We start from the raw sequence: 18,141 nt of genomic DNA, 5'->3' as shown, positions 1-18,141 counted from the left end.
ATGTCGATTGCGGATTCAATTTTATCGATTAACAATGACCTGCCTATTCGTACTGAATTACCGGTGCACAGCGGTAAAGTGCGTTCTGTTTATTGGTTAACTAAGCAAGACAGCCGTCGTTTAATTGAAGAAAAAGCCTATCCAGTGCCCTATGATACGCCACTAGCCATTATGGTTATTAGCGATCGTATCTCTGCCTTTGATTGTATTTGGCACGGTGAAGACGGCATGTTAGGTGTGCCCGGAAAAGGTGCTGCTTTAAATGCCATTTCTAATCACTGGTTCACTTTATTTAAGCAACAAGGTCTAGCAGACAGTCATATACTCGATATTCCACACCCTTTTGTATGGATAGTTCAAAAAGCACAACCGGTGATGATTGAAGCAATTTGTCGTCAATATATTACAGGCTCAATGTGGCGCGCTTATGATAAAGGTGAAAGAGACTTTTGTGGTATCCAGCTTGAAGAAGGACTTAGTCAAGATAGCCAATTAGCCCACTTACTTATGACACCCTCCACAAAAGGGATTTTAAAGGGCATCCCTAATGTGCCTGAAGCTGATGATGTGAATATCACCCGTCAGAATATCCTCGATAACTATTCAGCGTTCAACTTTAAAAAACAAAGCGATGTCTCACTGTATGAAAAATTATTAACTGAAGGGTTTGCGCTGATTAGCCAGGCTTTGTCTGAGGTCGGGCAAGTGTTTGTTGATACTAAGTTTGAATTTGGTTATGTCAAAGACTTAGATGGTGATAACAAATTGATTTACATGGACGAAGTGGGCACCCCAGATTCGTCAAGAATTTGGGATGCACAGCAATATGCTCAGGGCAGGGTAGTGGAAAACTCTAAAGAAGGATTCCGTCAGTTATTGCTAAATCATTTCCCTGATCCTGATATTTTGCTAAACAAACAACGTATGCCGGAGCGCCAAGCATTGGCCGAAGACAATGCGCTACCTGTTGAGGTATTGATGCAGGTTTCTAAGACTTATATTGATATCGCAGAAAAAATTACCAGACAACCTCTTACCTTAAGTCAAAACCCTAAAGCTGAAATAATTAAAATTCTGCATCAAGAATATCAACTTATTGATTGATGCGAAGGATCATATCCATTCCACTTATCTGATCTACACAAATAAATACTGTTGTTTTATCAATGTCTGATTACTTTTCTATCGCCTCAAAGACCTTCACATGCCCGTCTTGGTAGTCATAATAATAGCAGTGCTGGATATGTTGAATCCTTGGGTAAAGATATTTCATCCTTTTAACACGCTGATTTTAATCACGTTATTTTAAATTAAGTGGTGCGCCTTATTTAGGGATAAGGTTGTTTTCTTTGGATATTAAAGACTAGCCAAAGTATGGCCTTAACTTTCCAGACGGATGCGTCATATTGCTATGAGACACAAGGTGAGTTGATATTATTATCAATAAAAAATTCTCTATTGATCAGCAAGTTAATTTAAATTAGCTGATCATACCTTGCAGCATGCACTAATAAGGTTAATAACTAATAACTAATAACTGAGGGCTTAACCCTCAGCTCATAAGTGCAAGGTGGTTTGTTTGTATTGCGCGTCAATAGGAATACTCAACTTTGCATGGAGAGCCGCTTTATGTCCGCACAAACTAACACCGCCGTTAATCTACAACGTGAAGAACTGGTCAACAAGGTTGAACTGGAAGTCGAACGTAAAATTAATCTCGATACCTTGTTATACCAATATCACCGAATTATTTTGCAGGATTTGCCATTTAATGGACAGCCTGCGCTGCTGGATGATGAGCACCGTCAGGCGATTGAAAAGTTAGTCGATAAACATTTGCTACCTAGCTACCAAATTCGCATCGGCAGCATTACCGGCTACGCCAGCAGTATTGGCGAAGAGCATAACAACCTCTTGCTTTCAGAAGAACGTGCTGCAGAGGTTCATCGATATTTGCTGGAAATAATGGACTCTATGAGCATTCCCCATGCCGACATGCTTAAGAACAATTTTCAGGTGTCAGGCAAGGGGGAGTCAGAATTGATCGACTTGGGTGTCGATGCTCAGGACAGTCCTCTGAATCGACGGGTAGAAATTGTCTATGTGCTGAAAGTTACTCTGGCGCAACCGACAGGGAACGCTGCTCTTGCTAGCACCCAATGGAAAATTGATTTTGGTCCAGCAGGTAGTGGTTTTTTCCTGTCGGGCGGCTTAGGTACGCTGACTATGTTACCCGATGGGGCTAGTGGCCCAGCCACAGCCATTACTAAATCCATTAAATTTGAGCAACTGGGTATATCGGTGGGATTGTTTGATAAATTGAAAAAACTTAAATTTGTAGAAAAATTCCCTCTTCTCAAGCGACTCTTAAAAGGGTTGAATTCAGATGGCCCTGCAAACTATGCGAAAACCTCAAACCTGTTGCAGAACATTGGCTTTAGCGTGGATATTGTCAATGTAGGAGGTGAGTTTGAAACCTCCGAAGCCTTGACATTTAAAGATATGCAATCCTTTAACTACGCCACAGTATCTGCTGGACTGAGTATTTTGGGTAAGGCTGAGGGTGCCCTGTTTATGCTGCATAGCGGCTATTTTTTTGCTTATACGGTTATTTTTGGCGCCGGTCAGAATATTGCAGTTCCCGATGCCGAACTCAGTTTTGTGCCTGCGGGTTTTGTGCAAGTCACTCTGGAAGAGGACTAAGGTCATGACGTCATTAAGTAGTTTGCAAAACGTACAGGACAATATTCCCTTAGGGCCTTTAAATGACTTACTCGACCAGTTATTTGCGGATTTCTTTGAACACATTCAAATCACCAGTTTTTTTGAAACCCAAGAGCAGGGTGTTAGCACCTACAATATGGTGTTGGCCGTTGAGCAAAGTGTGTTCTTCAACGTGCCGGGATTGAATGCACTGAGCTTAGGGGTATTTCGCGAAAGTGCTGACCAGTGGCCATTGATTTTGTGTGAATTAGTGCATGCAGGAGCCCCCATCGGTGTCACTCTGCGCCATTTCCCGTTGCGGATTGTTATTGAAAACACCTTATTGCTGCCAGTTCCGCCTGACAATGAACAAGATGCCTTAGCAGGGTTCGCCTTTGAAGTGGAAGGTACGCTAGGTATTGATGCTCAGTTGAATATTAGCGCTGAGATGGAGCAGTTTTCAGTTCCGCCGTTCAGTATTGCGGGTACGGGGTTAGTGCTAGGCTTGCAAGATTGCCGCCTGATCACCAACGCTGATGCGGTGGATACCGATATCACGGATCTGGGTTTCAATCAGAGTTTTCGAGGTATACATGCGCAGTCTGCGCAATTTTATTGGGATATCCCCCTGCAGCTTAATACTCAGGAACTGCCCGGAATTCAAGCCGATCTGGAAAATCTGGCGCTGGGCAATCAAGGGTTGTCAGTCTCGGCTAGTTTATCTTGGACAGTGGTAGATGATGGTGAAAATATTGATATTGCCCAGTCCGAGTTGGCTGGCAGTTTGTTTGCACAAAACCTGCAATTTGCCCTACAACAACTTGATGTAGTGGTTGCAGCCAATATTCCTATTGGCACTCATGTAAAGGGCATACTCAAATTTCCCTATATCGAAGGGTTATTTTTAGCCGAACTGGGCTTTGCCTACGCAGGAGAAAATCAGTATAACTATTCGATTGGCTTATCGGCCCATTCCCCCTTGCGTATTCCACTGTTGCATCCGAGTCAAATACTGACCTTAAGCGAGTTGCAGTTGCTGGGAGAGTTTGACTCTGACGGCGATTTTGAGCTTAAGGGAACAACCAGTATCAGCCTAGAGGTGGATGGTTTAAGCCTACAGGCTGATAATCTTGAGATACAGTTTGAGCATCAGCAGGGCCAAGACAATTTGCTGATCAAACTGGAAAACATCAACATTGATGGATTAGCGCAAATCAATCAGGCCCAACTGGTGTTGGTGTTTATTGATAATGAGGATGAACCAAATCAGTCGCAGTTGGCGATTTTTGAACTGGTGATTGAGATGCAGTGGCAGGATATCGCCAGTCGTATCAATCTTGCGCAACAGAGCAATTTTCTGCCAATGCCTGCTAATGATGCGCAGGTCAGCTTGAATATCAGTTGGCATGAAGAACACATGGCGCTGGCTATTCAGGCTGAGCTAGATGATGTAGACCAGTTATGGCGATTCATCCCGCCAAGTCTGCGACCTGAGGTCGATGATGCCAGCATTGATATTCAACTGAGTAAAACTGGCGCAGATTTTAATGGTGAGTTAAGCCTAGGCTTTTTATTACGCTTGCCAGACTTGGCCAACCTACAACAACTGCAGGTACTGGGCTTACAAGATTTTATCGAGCTGGATAGCGGTGACGAAGATGGTTGGATGCAGTTGCAGTTTAAGGCTGAGATACATACTTCTGACACTGACACTGACACAGATACAGAAGCAGATACCGACAGTACTAAGCTTAGCGCTAGCATAGCTAACCCACTCAGCCTGCACCTGCAGTTGCCCGGCTTGGTGTTACCCGACGCGCCCATCGAAATTGTGATTAAAAAAATTGAGCTGAACTTAAGCAATGCTGACGATGAACTTAGCGGGCAGCTCACATTATCTGGCTCTTTCGTGTTACATCCAGTGTTGCCTGAGCAACTAAGCGGTTTTGTGCCACCTATGATTGCCCAGCAATTGAATCGTTTACTGGCTATTGCTAGCCAGATTGATTTAAGCGGGCAGGCCAGCTTAACCTTGGGATTCAACCCAGACAACATTTGGTTTAATGCAGAATGTGTATTTGACCAAGCGGGACTAGAGCTAGATCTGTTTGATATGTTGGCAGACTTACTCAAAGGTGGCGCGAGTCTCGTTGGGGCTCAAAACAATGGCACTGAAATTGACTTGGACATAGATGTCAGTGTCGAGCTGAAAAAAATCAGCCTGAGCATGGGCGAAGAAAATCCAGCGGCTGATCAGCCTTTGGCCTTTGCCTTTTCCATCAATACCGAACTAGGATTTGCCGGTCAGTTTGTTGAACTTGAATTTGAATTAAGTGAGCAAAGTCTTAGTTTTGGTTTCAATGAATTAACCATTCCTATCGCTATTCCCAAGCTACCTTTGAGTCTTAACGATTTGAACCGACTCAAAGATGACAATGGTAGTTGGGATTACCCAAACCGCTGGTTGCAAAACCTTGAGCCCGAAATAGCCGCTGAAATAAACCGCCTGGATCAAGAACTCGAAGAGGCCAGAGACTTATTGCAGCAACTTGAGCAGGCCAATGAAGATACTCAGGCTATTTTCATGCAAAAATTTCGTGTAATACCCAGCATTCAGGCAGACCTATTCCAGTTAGTCGGACGCAAGTTTTTGTATGAAGCCGTGCTGGCTGTGCACCAAATGTTAGGCATTGTTGGGGTTCAGGGGAGTCAGGAAATCTATCAAACTGGTATTGAAATTTATCAAGGCGCTGTAGATGTGTCCTTGGGTTGGCTGCATGTGGACACACAATTACAGTTCAAAATAACGGATGCCAAATTCGTTTTACCCTTTAACAATCCATCCGATATGCGCGTTGAAGGCGCGGCATCGATAATTGGTTTTGCTCCTGATGATCCTTTGGTCGCCATGGCAGACTTAGTATTCAAGCTTGGGATTTCAGCCGATGCCATTTATTTTGCACTTGAGGGTGGAGTTAATCCTATCCCCTTGCCCGATTTTGGCCACTATCCAGGAAGTAGCGTAAATCTTGATCGTCTGGTCTTTGGTTACGGTTATTCGAAAAATAGCTTGCTGATCGATTTTGCTGGTGAATTAATTCTGTCACAACAACTGATCGAAGATGCCGATACCTCAAACGAACTAGGCTTTGGCCTGCGTTTGCCAGTAAACAACAAACTGCAGTTTAAACTGGATTTGATCCCGGTCACCTTAGGCGAAGTAGATTTTGTCATACCGCTGATTGGTTTTGATATCGACTTGCGCAGTGATATTCCACCGCCTGCACCGCCTATGAATGGTCTTTGCCAACCGACTTGGGACGGTTTGCAACTGATTGTGCCAGGGGCCATTCGTGCGGATCTAAAACGCTTTAAAGTTTCGCCTTTTTTCGGTCCTGTAATGTCCACCAATATCACCACATCTTTCGATTTTGCCTTGGGTAACGCAGATTATGGTATCAGTCATATTTGCGAAAACTACTTTACTATATTGCCCATGACGGGCGCCCCAACGATGCCCATGCTAAACGATGCTTCGCCCTATTTTGACCGTTATTGCACACGTATCAATCTTGGGGGCTTTGGCCTGAGTTTTGACTTGAGCCGACCTTTCCCCCATCCCAGCCCTTTGTTAATTTTTGAACTGATGGGTTTTATTGCTGATCCCAGCGTGCCTATTGATCCAAACGGACACATTGCTAATATCATGTATGCCGAATTGTTTAATGGGCAAATAAGCCTGCCAGCTCCCGTAGCCCAAATGTTTCCAGTGCTAAATGGCGTGGTCAACACCGACTTTTCTGGCAAGATCAATGTAGCCACTATCATTGCCTTGGCACAGCAAATTCAATCTACATTGGCGGAGGTTTTGCAGCGAATTAGCGACACGTCTCTGCAAGGCATTGAATGGACGCAAAGTATGCTTAGTCAGCCACCACAGCTTTCTTTGTCGAGTATTTTAGCCTTGTTACCGGCACCGCTGCGTAAGGTGGAATTGCACGGGCGTTTTGTATTCTTTGATGCCAGCGCCACTTTTATGTTGATGCAGGCCCAAGAGTTGGCCCAACTAGCAGATAATCAAAATGATATCGACCCAGCTACCCCCCTATATGAATTGTTGTATCACAATGATTTTCACAACAATGACCTAAGTGACTGGCAAGTACAGGACTTTGGCATGAAACGGGGCAAAGGTATGTGGCTGGTTGATAGTGGGCGATTAGTGCAGGCCAATAATGTCGGGGATAACTCACCCGCACGTTATGGCACTATGTTAATTTATATGCCGAGAGTAGTTGAGGATCTGAAATTAGAAGTACAATTAACATCTCAGGATAACGACGGATTGGGGTTGGTGTTTCATTTTCAAAACAAAGACACTTTTTATCGTTTCCGCATGACCCAGGAGCAAAAGCAATGGGATCTGGTGAAGCTGGTAGATGGACGAGCCACCACCTTATTTGTCAGCAAAACTGCATTCAAACCCAACAAAACCTATCAAATTCGATTGGAAACCAGCAGCCGCAGCAATACCACTGCAGGTTTAAGTCGCCGTTTTTCTAACAAAACAACATTGAAAGCTATCAATATCCGCGCCTCAAGCTTGCAAGATATGCTGCAAAACATGAGTAAAAGCGAAGACATTACCAGCATTAAAATTTGGGTCGATGGACAACTGTGGTGTGCTGTGCAAGACAACCAGCATGCACTTACACAAGGCCGCGTAGGTTTGGATAGTTGGTGGGATCAGGGCGCGCAATTTGATGATTTTGTGTTGTACCAGAAAAAATCGACACAACTGGCAATGGGCTCAGCAATATCCTCCGCACAGTTGCTGCCTTTGGCTAATCAGTTATCACCCGACCAAAGCGGTTTAATGGATGAGTTTGTCGGTTTTAGCCAAGCAGATATCAGTGCAGCTATGGCTTCTGGCAGCGAGTTCGCCTTGGCCGTGGTTGCTAAGGTCAATGTGATTGATAGCCAGATTTACTCCATGCTGGGCAGCATTAATAGTAACGGCGAATTTTCACTGTTTTCCAGCCTAGATATCGAGCCCCTGTCGCTGCGGGTGGCTGGGATTGAGCTAAGCCTGCCTTTGCAACTGCATGGCCGTTTACAATTGCAAGGTCGCAGTGCCGGTGCTGACTCCTTCGCACGAATTAATGCCAGTGTTTATGCTGATTGGATAATATTACCCAACGGCAGCCCACAAAATGCGATTGCCCGTTTGCTGATTGCTGACCAACAACAACCAGCCAGTTTGATGTTGTCATCCAATCCTGACTTTGCCTTGCAGGGCAGTGGTGAGTTACGCTTGTTTGCAGAGCAAATTGTCATCAAGGGGCACGTGGATATCAGTCAGGAGCATGTCATCTTGGCCGGTCAGCTTGAGTTCGAACCTGCCATTACGGTGTTTGGAAATACTCCGTTAATGGCGTTGCACTTGAGTTGTGAAGGGCGCATTGGTCCACAACAGCTGATTGCCCTAGAAGGTTTGGGTCAATTGCAATTATTAGGTAAAAGCTTCACGCAAGTCTCTGGCTCAATCGGCTACAAAAAAATGCAGCTAAGTGCCCAGCTAAATGGCAACAATCAAAGTTGGCAGTTGGGACTGTTACCCTTAACTAATGTACAGATGCGTTTAGCTGGTATGGTGGATTTTTCTAGCCAAAATCCGCAATTTGCATTGAGTGGAGAGGGTAAATTTACGGTACTGGGTGCCGGTATTGAAGGTCAGTGCAGTGTAAAAGCCAGTGGGCAAAATTGGATGCTTGGTGCAGAAGGTCAATTATTCTGGCAAGGACGAAACTGGTTAGATGGCGGTATTTCTATTGGTAGTAACGGGGTCACTATCCAGGGTAATGCCGATTTTGGATTGGATTTAACACCGCAACAACTACCGGCCAATATAGAAATTGCCGGACTACATCTTAATGCCGCAGTATCGGGCAAATTCAGCTTAAATGCACAGGGACAGTTGCTTAGCTGGCAATTTGATCTTAACTGGCAATTGGCGATCAAACTGCCAGGCATGCAAGCTAATCAAATGTTGCCCATTGCTAGTCAACAGATAAATCTACATAACAGTCATAGTGCTAGCGAAGATATGATCGTACTTTTTGATCTTATTGCCATAAATGGCCTGAATTTGTTCGATTTGGGCAGCATAACTGTGAGTGTACCTGTGCTCGATACGGAGAAAGGTGATGCAATATACTTGCATAATTCCGTAAATTTAGATGTAGACGGTGACGGTTTTAACTTTAGCTACCTGACACCAGTAAAACCCTCCCCATCCAGCGAGCCTGTGTTTAATTTTATTATTCAGGTATATGAAGATGACATTGATGTGGATGTACCTGAAGTGACTATGCCTATCCCTGTTTTATCTAGCAATCCAATGTATTCAACGCAAGCCCCCTTGTTTAGAGTTCCTGAGATATCCCCTAGTGAGTTGTCTCTCGACTTAGGACAATTAAGGCTGGATTTATTGCAGCTTCACCTCCAACTGGTATGGAAAAATGACGAGTTGGGTATTTGGCTGGAGGAAAAAGAACTTTTTGTGTCCTTTAGCTCCTTTCCGTCGTCGCAAATAGGTACTATTAGTGGATTTCGAGGTACCTGATCCAAGAGTATATTAGTGCTGCGGATTGATGGTATGAATAGATATTGAAATCACCAAGCCCGCTTTAGGCGGTTTTGGTGATGGATTTTCAGACCTTCTCTTTGTTACTACAAGTGTTTAGTGTGAACAAGAGTTTTAGAACCCCTCTTAAAGCTCCAGCTTTAACTCAACCAATATCTATTTGAATATCTGATATAGGAAAACAGCAACAGGGTAAAATTTCATCATCATCGATAAAGGCCAGAGGATCAGTTTTATATTCCACTTGGCCTTTTGTTAACTTTGTACGACAGGCCCCACAATACCCTTCGCGGCAATGGTATTGAATTTCAATCTGGTGCTGTTCGATGGTTTCTAGTAGGGTATTTTGGGGTGGGTGTTTGACAGTTTTATGATCTTTTATCGTCACCATAAAACTGTCGCTGCTTTTACTCATATGATTTATAAATCAAAGTCACCAAAATCTTCAGCACTGACTTCTGAGTCAATTTGGCCAACCAGATAGGAGCTTATTTCAGACTCTTGAGGCGCCACTTGAACGTTGTCAGAACTTAAGTAGTTATTCATCCAAGGCAGTGGGTTATTCTTTATGTCAAAGGGCTGACCTAAGCCTATGGCCGACATACGATGATTAGCAATAAATTCAACGTATTGGCATAGGATTTCTTTATTGAGTCCGATCATGGAGCCATGTTGAAATAAAAATGCAGCCCATTCTTTTTCTTGCTCTACTGCATGCAGGAATATTTGTGTGGCTTGTTCTTTACATTCTTCGGCGATTTCGGCCATTTCTGGATCATCTTTGCCTTTAGCCCATAGGTTCAACACATGTTGAGTAGAGGTCAGATGTAAGTTTTCATCACGGGCAATCAAACGAATGATTTTCGAATTACCTTCCATCAATTCACGCTCTGCGAATGCAAAAGTACAAGCAAAAGACACATAAAAACGTATGGCTTCTAAGGCGTTGACTGAGTTCATACACAAATACAGCTTTTTCTTAAGCTCACGCATTGTAATGATATGAGTCTCACCTTTAATTGTGTGTGTACCTTCGCCTAACGTTTGCCACAATTGGGTTGCAAAAATGAGGTCATCGTAATATTTAGATATATCTTCCGCGCGTTTTTTGATTTCTTTATTTTCAACAATATCGTCAAAAATGCTACTGGGATCACCAAACAGGTTACGTAATATATGGGTATATGAGCGAGAGTGAATCGTTTCAAAAAATGACCATGTTTCTACCCAAGTTTCTAATTCTGGAATAGAAATAATCGGCAAAAAAGCGATATTAGGACTTCTACCCTGAATTGAATCAAGCAATGTTTGATATTTCAGGTTAGAAATAAAAATGTGCTTTTCTGAGTCACTTAATTTTTGAAAATCAACTCTGTCTTTACTTACATCAACTTCTTCAGGACGCCAAAAAAAACTGATTTGTTTTTCGATCAACTTTTCAAAAATCGGATGTTTTTGTTGGTCATAACGTGCCACATTGACTGGATTTCCGAAAAACATCGGTTCAATCAGAGGGTTGTTATTTACTTGGTTAAAAGTTGTATATTTCATTAAGTGTTGTTGCCATTAATAATTCAAACTGCTTAGAAACAGCTGCCTAAGCAGCTGACTGAATTTATATTTTACATGCGCCGCCTGCGCAATCGTCATCTTCTTCTTCGATAACTTCTTGCGGGACAAATTTTTGGCCCGTTAATTCTTTTTGAGTCGCGTCGTCGGCCCCATCACGAGTGTTATGGTAATACAATGTTTTAACCCCAAGTTTGTAGGCAGTCAGCAAGTCTTGGATCAGTAACTTCATAGGGACCTTGCCACCGTCATATTTATTTGGGTCGTAACTGGTGTTGGCGGAAATAGTTTGGTCAACAAATTTTTGCATGATACCAGCTAATTGAAGGTAACCTTCGTTGGACGGTAAATCCCATAACAACTCGTATTTATCTTTGAGTCTTTCGTATTCAGGCACCACTTGTTTTAACACGCCATCTTTACTGGACTTAATACTGATATGTCCACGAGGCGGTTCAATTCCATTGGTGGCATTGGATATTTGCGACGATGTTTCAGAAGGCATCAATGCAGACAGGGTACTGTTACGTAAACCGTATTGTTTAATGTCAGCTCTGAGTGAATCCCAGTCACAATGCAACGGTTCGTCACAAATTTTATCGAGATCCTTTTTATAGGTATCGATTGGCATTAGGCCTTGGAAATAAGTCGTTTCGTCGAACTTAGGGCAAGCCCCTTTTTCTTTAGCTAAATTACAAGATGCCTGCATTAAGTGATATTGCATGGCTTCGAAGGTTCTATGCACTAAACCATTAGCGCTACCGTCTGAATATTTGACGCCGTTTTTGGCTAAGTAATACGCGAAGTTAATCACGCCTATACCCAATGTGCGACGACCCATTGTAGCGTTAAGTGCTGCTGGAACAGGGTAATCTTGGTAATCGAGTAAATTATCTAATGCACGTACCGCTAAATCAGACAATTCAGCAAATTCATCTACACTTTCAATCGCACCTAAGTTAAATGCTGATAACGTACATAAGGCAATTTCGCCATTTTCGTCATTCACATGTTCTAGAGGTTTAGTAGGTAAGGCAATTTCTAAACATAGATTGCTTTGACGAACCGGAGCAAGTTTAGGATTAAATGGGCTGTGAGTATTACAGTGATCGACATTCTGTAAATAAATACGCCCTGTACTGGCACGCTCTTGCATGAATAAGCTAAATAATTCGATGGCTTTTATTTGTTTTTTACGAATGCTTTCATCTTTTTCGTATTGCACATATAAACGTTCGAATTCATCTTGGTCGGCAAAAAACGCATCGTAAAGACCTGGCGTGTCAGAAGGACTGAATAAGGTAATGTGTTGATCTTTGATCAAACGGGTATACATCAACTTGTTGAATTGCACACCGTAGTCCAAGTGACGTACTCGGTTTTCTTCAACACCCCGGTTGTTTTTCAACACCAATAATGATTCAACTTCTAAATGCCATAAAGGATAAAACAAGGTTGCTGCACCACCACGCACACCACCTTGTGAACAGCTTTTTACTGCCGTTTGAAAGTGCTTATAAAAAGGAATGCAACCTGTATGGAAGGCTTCGCCACCACGAATAGGACTACCTAACGCTCGAATACGCCCTGCATTAACGCCAATGCCGGCACGTTGACTTACATATTTTACGATAGCGCTGGTTGTAGCGTTAATTGAGTCTAGGCTGTCACCTGCTTCAATTAATACACAAGAACTAAATTGACGGGTAGGGGTTCTAACTCCAGCCATAATAGGCGTAGGTAACGAGATCTTAAACTTAGAAGTGGCATCATAAAAACGCTTGATGTAGTCCATACGTGTGTCTTTTTCATAGTTAGCAAACAAACACGCTGCTACTAATATATACAAGAACTGCGCACTTTCGTAAATTTCGCCACTGACACGATTTTGAACTAAATATTTACCTTCGAGTTGTTTAACTGCCGCATAACTGAAATCCATATCACGCCAATGATCGATGTATTCATTCATCTCATCGAATTCGGCGTCGCTGTAATCTTTCAGTAAATGTTGGTCGTATTTGCCTTTATCCACCATGCTTTTAACATGCTCTCTTAAAATAGGCGGCTCAAAACGACCATAGGCTTTTTTACGTAAATGGAATATGGCTAATCGCGCTGCTAAATATTGATAGTCTGGGCAATCAGTCGAAATAAGATCAGCAGCAGAGCGTATCAGTGTTTCATGAATATCGGCCGTTTTAATGCCGTCGTAGAATTGAATGTGAGCTTTTATTTCTACTTGTGAAACGGAAACGTTATTTAAACCTTTGGCTGCCCATTCGATTACTTTATGGATTTTATCCAATTCAATAATCTCACGTTCGCCTGTACGTTTGGTGACATATAAATTGTTATTCATGTTTTTAGCCGTTACTTTTTTATTTTAAGTCGTATAGATGACTTTTATTTAGCGCGAAAATGCATTAATTAGAGATCCCTACCCCTAAGCCCTGTGTCTGTTTGTTAAATCCAACACTATATTGCTTTATTAAATTGATTTTTTAATGTTCACGTTTTGGTAGTGCCTTTATAACTTACAGAACACAAGATAGTGAGGTTTTAAGATCAATGCAACCCAACATGTGGTGGTTTTGTGTGCGATCTTGGTGCAGCAAATAAAAGGTTAGTAGTGACTCACCTAAAAGCGCCTTTTGAGTTTCGTTTAATAGAAATGCAAGACAATATTTAAGATATTTTTTTTATTAAACTTTTTTGAAGTAAAAATCTGAGATTTATCATTTATGGATATATAGGGGTAAAAGTGAGCAGTAGGCACTAGATGTCGTGTTTGGGTGTGAATTGACTTCGATTTGTTAGCTTAAAAGTAAGCTAACAAATCGCTAGGTTCATGAATGCTAAGGTCCGCATTCCATTCGTCAGTTTGTTGAAAATCTGTGATATAGCCATATTGAGCAATGACACTCACCATATTAGCAGCATTAGCCGCCTGAATATCTCGCTCTGCATCTCCTATATACCAAGTATTAGGCGAGGTCAGAGCAAACTTTTCTTCAGCATGTAACAAAGGAAGGGGATGCGGTTTTCTTTCGCTTAAAGTATCACCACTGACAATGACTGCACAGTTTTGTAATAGGGGAAATGATGTGACTAATTGTAACGTCAAAAACTCTGGTTTGTTGGTGACTATGCCCCATGGGATATTCTTCTGATTAAGTGTCAATAATAGGCTCTCAATACCGACAAAATAGTCAGTATCTACACAAATGTTATTTTCATAATAATCTAAAAATTGCTGTCGTAATCGAGCAAAATCAAAGTTCTGTAAATCTTCCCCAAAACCTAATTCAAGCATACCCTTAGCACCATCGGAGGCAATATTTCGATAGACGTCATAATCCACAGTCGGGCGTTTCAATTCTCTTAGTATATGATTTAGTGCGTTACCCAAGTCTCTGGCGGTATCTAAAAGGGTGCCATCAAGGTCAAACAATATCGCATCGGGTTTGTTTAACATTTACACATCACTATTTTGACAATGCATAATATAGTTGACGTCAACGTTTTGATCTGACAAATAAAATTCTTGGCTAATAGGATTCATATGTAATCCAATCATTCTTTGCACTAGAAGTGGGGTGTCATCTATCCAAGACATCAATTCTGAGGGTTTAATAAACTTGTCATGTTGATGGGTGCCTTTAGGAACTAAACCCAATACATATTCAGCTCCCACTATGGCCATTAAGTAAGATTTAATATTTCTGTTCAGGGTGGAAAAAAATACATGTCCACCGGGTTTGACTAATCGATAACACGCATTAACCACAGAGCTTGGATCAGGTACATGTTCTAACATTTCCATACAAGTGACCACATCAAACTGAGCCTGATGTTTATCTGCAAATTCCTCTGCGGTAGTCTGTTGGTAATCTACCGTTAAGCCTGACTCTAAACCATGTAAACGAGCTATCTCTAGAGGTGCTTCACCCATGTCAATACCCGTTACTTGTGCACCATGACGTGCCATGCTCTCAGCCAATATGCCACCACCACAGCCTACATCTAATACACTTTTGCCCGATAAACCGTCACTATGTTGCTGGATATAGTCTGTTCTTAAAGGGTTGATTTGATGTAATGGTTTAAATTCACCAGCAAGATCCCACCATCTAGAGGCTAACTCAGCAAATTTTTGTATTTCGTTATGGTCGACATTTTGCTTATTTTGCATATTTCACATTTTGCCTAATTATCATTTTCACTTAAACTATCGCTATCTTAATCTACTATCTGAGCAAATAAAATCGCAGATATGTTAATTCTCTGCCTGTTTGCATACTATAGGCGTGACTTCTGTCTATTCATTTTAATTAGTAGGTGATAGAATCAGGCGGTTGAAAATAAAGATAAATTTGGGTGAAAGCGTAAACCTAATTTTAAGTCCTAGCTTAAAATTGACCAAACGAATTTTGCTTAATTGATATTCTAATAATAACGACTAGGGACAAGGCTGTATATGACTGAACACGCCCATGAAATTCTTCCAATTAATATAGAAGAAGAACTTAAAAACTCTTATCTCGACTATGCGATGAGCGTTATTGTTGGCAGGGCGCTGCCTGATGTACGAGATGGCTTAAAGCCGGTTCACCGCCGGATTTTATTCGCCATGAACGAATTGAAAAATGATTTTAACAAACCTTATAAGAAGTCTGCCCGTGTGGTAGGTGACGTAATAGGAAAATATCACCCTCATGGTGATTCAGCCGTTTACGAAGCTATCGTTCGAATGGCGCAACCATTTTCACTAAGGTATATGTTGGTTGATGGACAAGGTAACTTTGGTTCGGTCGACGGTGATTCAGCTGCGGCAATGCGTTACACCGAAATTCGCATGTCAAAAATTGCCCACGAGCTATTAGCTGATTTAGAAAAAGAAACCGTTGATTTTGTACCTAACTACGACGAATCTGAATTTATTCCTAATGTTATGCCAACTAGAGTGCCTAATTTGTTGATCAATGGTTCTTCAGGCATTGCAGTAGGTATGGCGACTAATATACCGCCACATAACCTGACTGAAGTGGTTAATGGTTGTATAGCCATGGTTAATAATCCTGATATAACTATCGAAGAACTCATTGAGCATATTCCAGGACCAGATTTCCCCACTGCCGCATTTATAAGTGGCAGAAAGGGTATTGAAGAGGCTTATCGCACTGGGCGCGGAAAAATATATATGCGTGCCCGTGCTGAAATTGAAACCGAAGACAACGGTAAAGAAACTATCATTGTTCACGAAATACCTTATCAAGTGAACAAAGCGCGTTTGATTGAAAAAATTGCCGACTTGGTAAAAGAGAAAAAAATCGAAGGTATTTCTGCGCTACGTGATGAGTCTGATAAAGACGGAATGCGTATTGTTGTTGAAGTGAAACGTAACGAATCAGCGGAAGTATTGCTAAACCATTTATATTCGCAAACACAAATGCAAACTGTGTTTGGTATCAATATGGTAGCGCTAGATAAGACACAGCCTAAGATTTTCACTCTTATGGATATTCTTAAGGCGTTTATTTTACATCGCCGCGAGGTCGTAACACGTCGTACTGTTTTCGAACTGAAAAAGGCCCGTGAACGTGCTCATATCCTTGAAGGTTTGGCAATAGCACTGGTTAACATTGACCCTATCATTGCGATGATTAAAGCGTCTGAGAGCCCAGCAAAAGCTAAAGTTTCTTTGACTGCGCAAGGTTGGTCTTTGGGTGATGTAGCTGAAATGCTTGAACGTTCAGGTAACGATGCTGCACGGCCTGATTGGTTAGAGCCAGAGTTCGGTATTCGTGATGGGTTATATTATTTAACCGAACAACAAGCTCAAGCCATTCTCGATTTGCGTTTAAACAAGCTAACTGGTTTGGAACACGACAAAATATTGTCTGAATACAAAGAGTTACTTGATTTCATTGCTGAGTTGTTACACATATTAAACAGCCCAGAACGTTTGATGGAAATTATTCGTGAAGAGCTTGAAGCTGTCCGTGATGAATATGGTGATGCTCGCCGAACTGTTATTACCGCAGCTTCCCACGATATTGATATTGAAGATTTGATTGAACGAGAAGAAGTCGTAGTGACCTTATCTCGTGAAGGCTATGTCAAATATCAAAAATTAAATGATTATGAATCCCAACGCCGTGGTGGTCGTGGTAAATCGGCTACTAAGATGAAAGATGAAGATTTTATCGAGAAATTATTAGTCGCCAACACCCATGATCATATATTGTGCTTTTCTACACGTGGCCGTTTGTATTGGTTAAAAGTATATCAATTACCCCTTGCTAGCAGAAATGCCCGTGGTCGCCCAATAGTGAATATTCTTCCTCTTGAAGAAAATGAACGTATCACCGCTATTTTGCCTATTCAAGAATTTGAAGAAGGTAAGTATGTATTAATGGCAACGGCTAACGGTACAGTGAAGAAAACCGCGTTAACTTCTTATTCTCGTCCCAGAGCAAACGGCATCATTGCGGTTAACTTGAATGACGGTGATGAGTTAATCGGTGTAGATATCACTCATGGGGATGACGATATTATGTTGTTCTCAGACGCGGGGAAAGTCGTACGTTTCAATGAAAAACAACGTGAGGCTGACACGGGTAATGTCAAACTTGATCCAGAAACGGGTGAAGAATTGTTGGCATTACGTCCCATGGGAAGAACCGCAACAGGTGTGCGTGGGATTCGCTTGAAAGATGGACAAAAAGTGATTTCGTTGATTGTTCCTAAAGGTGATGGTGCTATTTTGACTGCGACTGAAAATGGTTTCGGTAAACGTACACCCGTCTCTGATTACCCTGCTAAGAGTCGCGCGACTCAAGGTGTGGTATCTATCAAAGTATCTGAGCGTAACGGTAAAGTTGTCGGCGCGGTACAGGTCAACGATAGCGATGAAATCATGCTTATCAGTGACAAAGGTACACTCGTTAGAACGCGTGTTGAAGAAGTCTCGACTGTTGGCCGTAATACTCAAGGTGTACGCTTAATACGTACTATTGAAGGTGAGCACGTTGTTGGCTTACAGCGTATCGACGAAATCGAAGAGCTTGAAATTGAGTTAATCGAAGCCGAAGACGCTGAAGCGATTGAGGCCATTACTGAGCAAAGCACCGATGACGTTATTGATAACAGCACTGATGACGATACCCAAGATAACGAAGACGCATAAGAGAGTCCTATTTTTTATATTGAAAGATATG

Annotated in this window: 9 protein-coding genes; 4 read left to right on the top strand and 5 right to left on the bottom strand. The window is 42.0% G+C overall.

What is annotated here, in order from left to right; translation table 11 throughout:
• The 3 genes from CXF95_RS18970 to CXF95_RS18960 all read left to right on the top strand — a co-directional run bounded on the left by CXF95_RS18970 (position 1) and on the right by CXF95_RS18960 (position 9,328).
• Entirely contained in the window at positions 1-1,104 is a 1,104-nt protein-coding gene (locus CXF95_RS18970; RefSeq protein ID WP_101200166.1) for a phosphoribosylaminoimidazolesuccinocarboxamide synthase, read from the top strand.
• Between the two features lie 525 nt (positions 1,105-1,629).
• Complete coding sequence (locus CXF95_RS18965) at positions 1,630-2,703, top strand: OmpA family protein (RefSeq protein WP_157828184.1); 1,074 nt, start codon at positions 1,630-1,632, stop codon at positions 2,701-2,703.
• A 4-nt stretch (positions 2,704-2,707) separates the two neighbouring features.
• Positions 2,708-9,328 carry a hypothetical protein gene (locus tag CXF95_RS18960; protein WP_101200164.1) on the top strand — a complete coding sequence of 2,207 codons (6,621 nt, stop codon included), beginning with the start codon at positions 2,708-2,710 and terminating at the stop codon, positions 9,326-9,328.
• 166 nt (positions 9,329-9,494) lie between these two features.
• Here the strand turns inward: CXF95_RS18960 and yfaE are convergent, their stop codons facing one another.
• The 5 genes from yfaE to ubiG form a co-directional block, all read right to left on the bottom strand.
• Positions 9,495-9,764, bottom strand: a complete 270-nt coding sequence (gene yfaE / locus CXF95_RS18955) for a class I ribonucleotide reductase maintenance protein YfaE (protein WP_101200163.1) — start codon at positions 9,762-9,764, stop codon at positions 9,495-9,497.
• 5 nt (positions 9,765-9,769) lie between these two features.
• Positions 9,770-10,900, bottom strand: a complete 1,131-nt coding sequence (nrdB, locus tag CXF95_RS18950) for a class Ia ribonucleoside-diphosphate reductase subunit beta (RefSeq protein ID WP_101200162.1) — start codon at positions 10,898-10,900, stop codon at positions 9,770-9,772.
• A gap of 64 nt (positions 10,901-10,964) precedes the next feature.
• A complete protein-coding gene (nrdA, locus tag CXF95_RS18945) occupies positions 10,965-13,280 on the bottom strand; it encodes a class 1a ribonucleoside-diphosphate reductase subunit alpha (protein ID WP_101200161.1) in 2,316 nt (771 codons plus the stop codon).
• 459 nt (positions 13,281-13,739) lie between these two features.
• Positions 13,740-14,396 (bottom strand): HAD family hydrolase, encoded by a 657-nt coding sequence (locus CXF95_RS18940; protein ID WP_101200160.1) that lies wholly within the window; start codon positions 14,394-14,396, stop codon positions 13,740-13,742.
• On the bottom strand, positions 14,397-15,113 hold the full coding sequence (gene ubiG, locus CXF95_RS18935) for a bifunctional 2-polyprenyl-6-hydroxyphenol methylase/3-demethylubiquinol 3-O-methyltransferase UbiG (protein ID WP_101200159.1): 717 nt from the start codon (positions 15,111-15,113) through the stop codon (positions 14,397-14,399).
• Between the two features lie 285 nt (positions 15,114-15,398).
• Between ubiG and gyrA the strand changes: the two genes are divergently transcribed.
• A complete protein-coding gene (gyrA, locus tag CXF95_RS18930; protein WP_101200158.1) occupies positions 15,399-18,110 on the top strand; it encodes a DNA topoisomerase (ATP-hydrolyzing) subunit A in 2,712 nt (903 codons plus the stop codon).
• Positions 18,111-18,141: the final 31 nt, after the last annotated feature.

It is taken from the genome of Paraglaciecola sp. MB-3u-78 (assembly GCF_002835935.1).
Lineage (GTDB): Bacteria > Pseudomonadota > Gammaproteobacteria > Enterobacterales > Alteromonadaceae > Paraglaciecola.
This window is presented reverse-complemented; position numbering and strand designations above follow the sequence as displayed.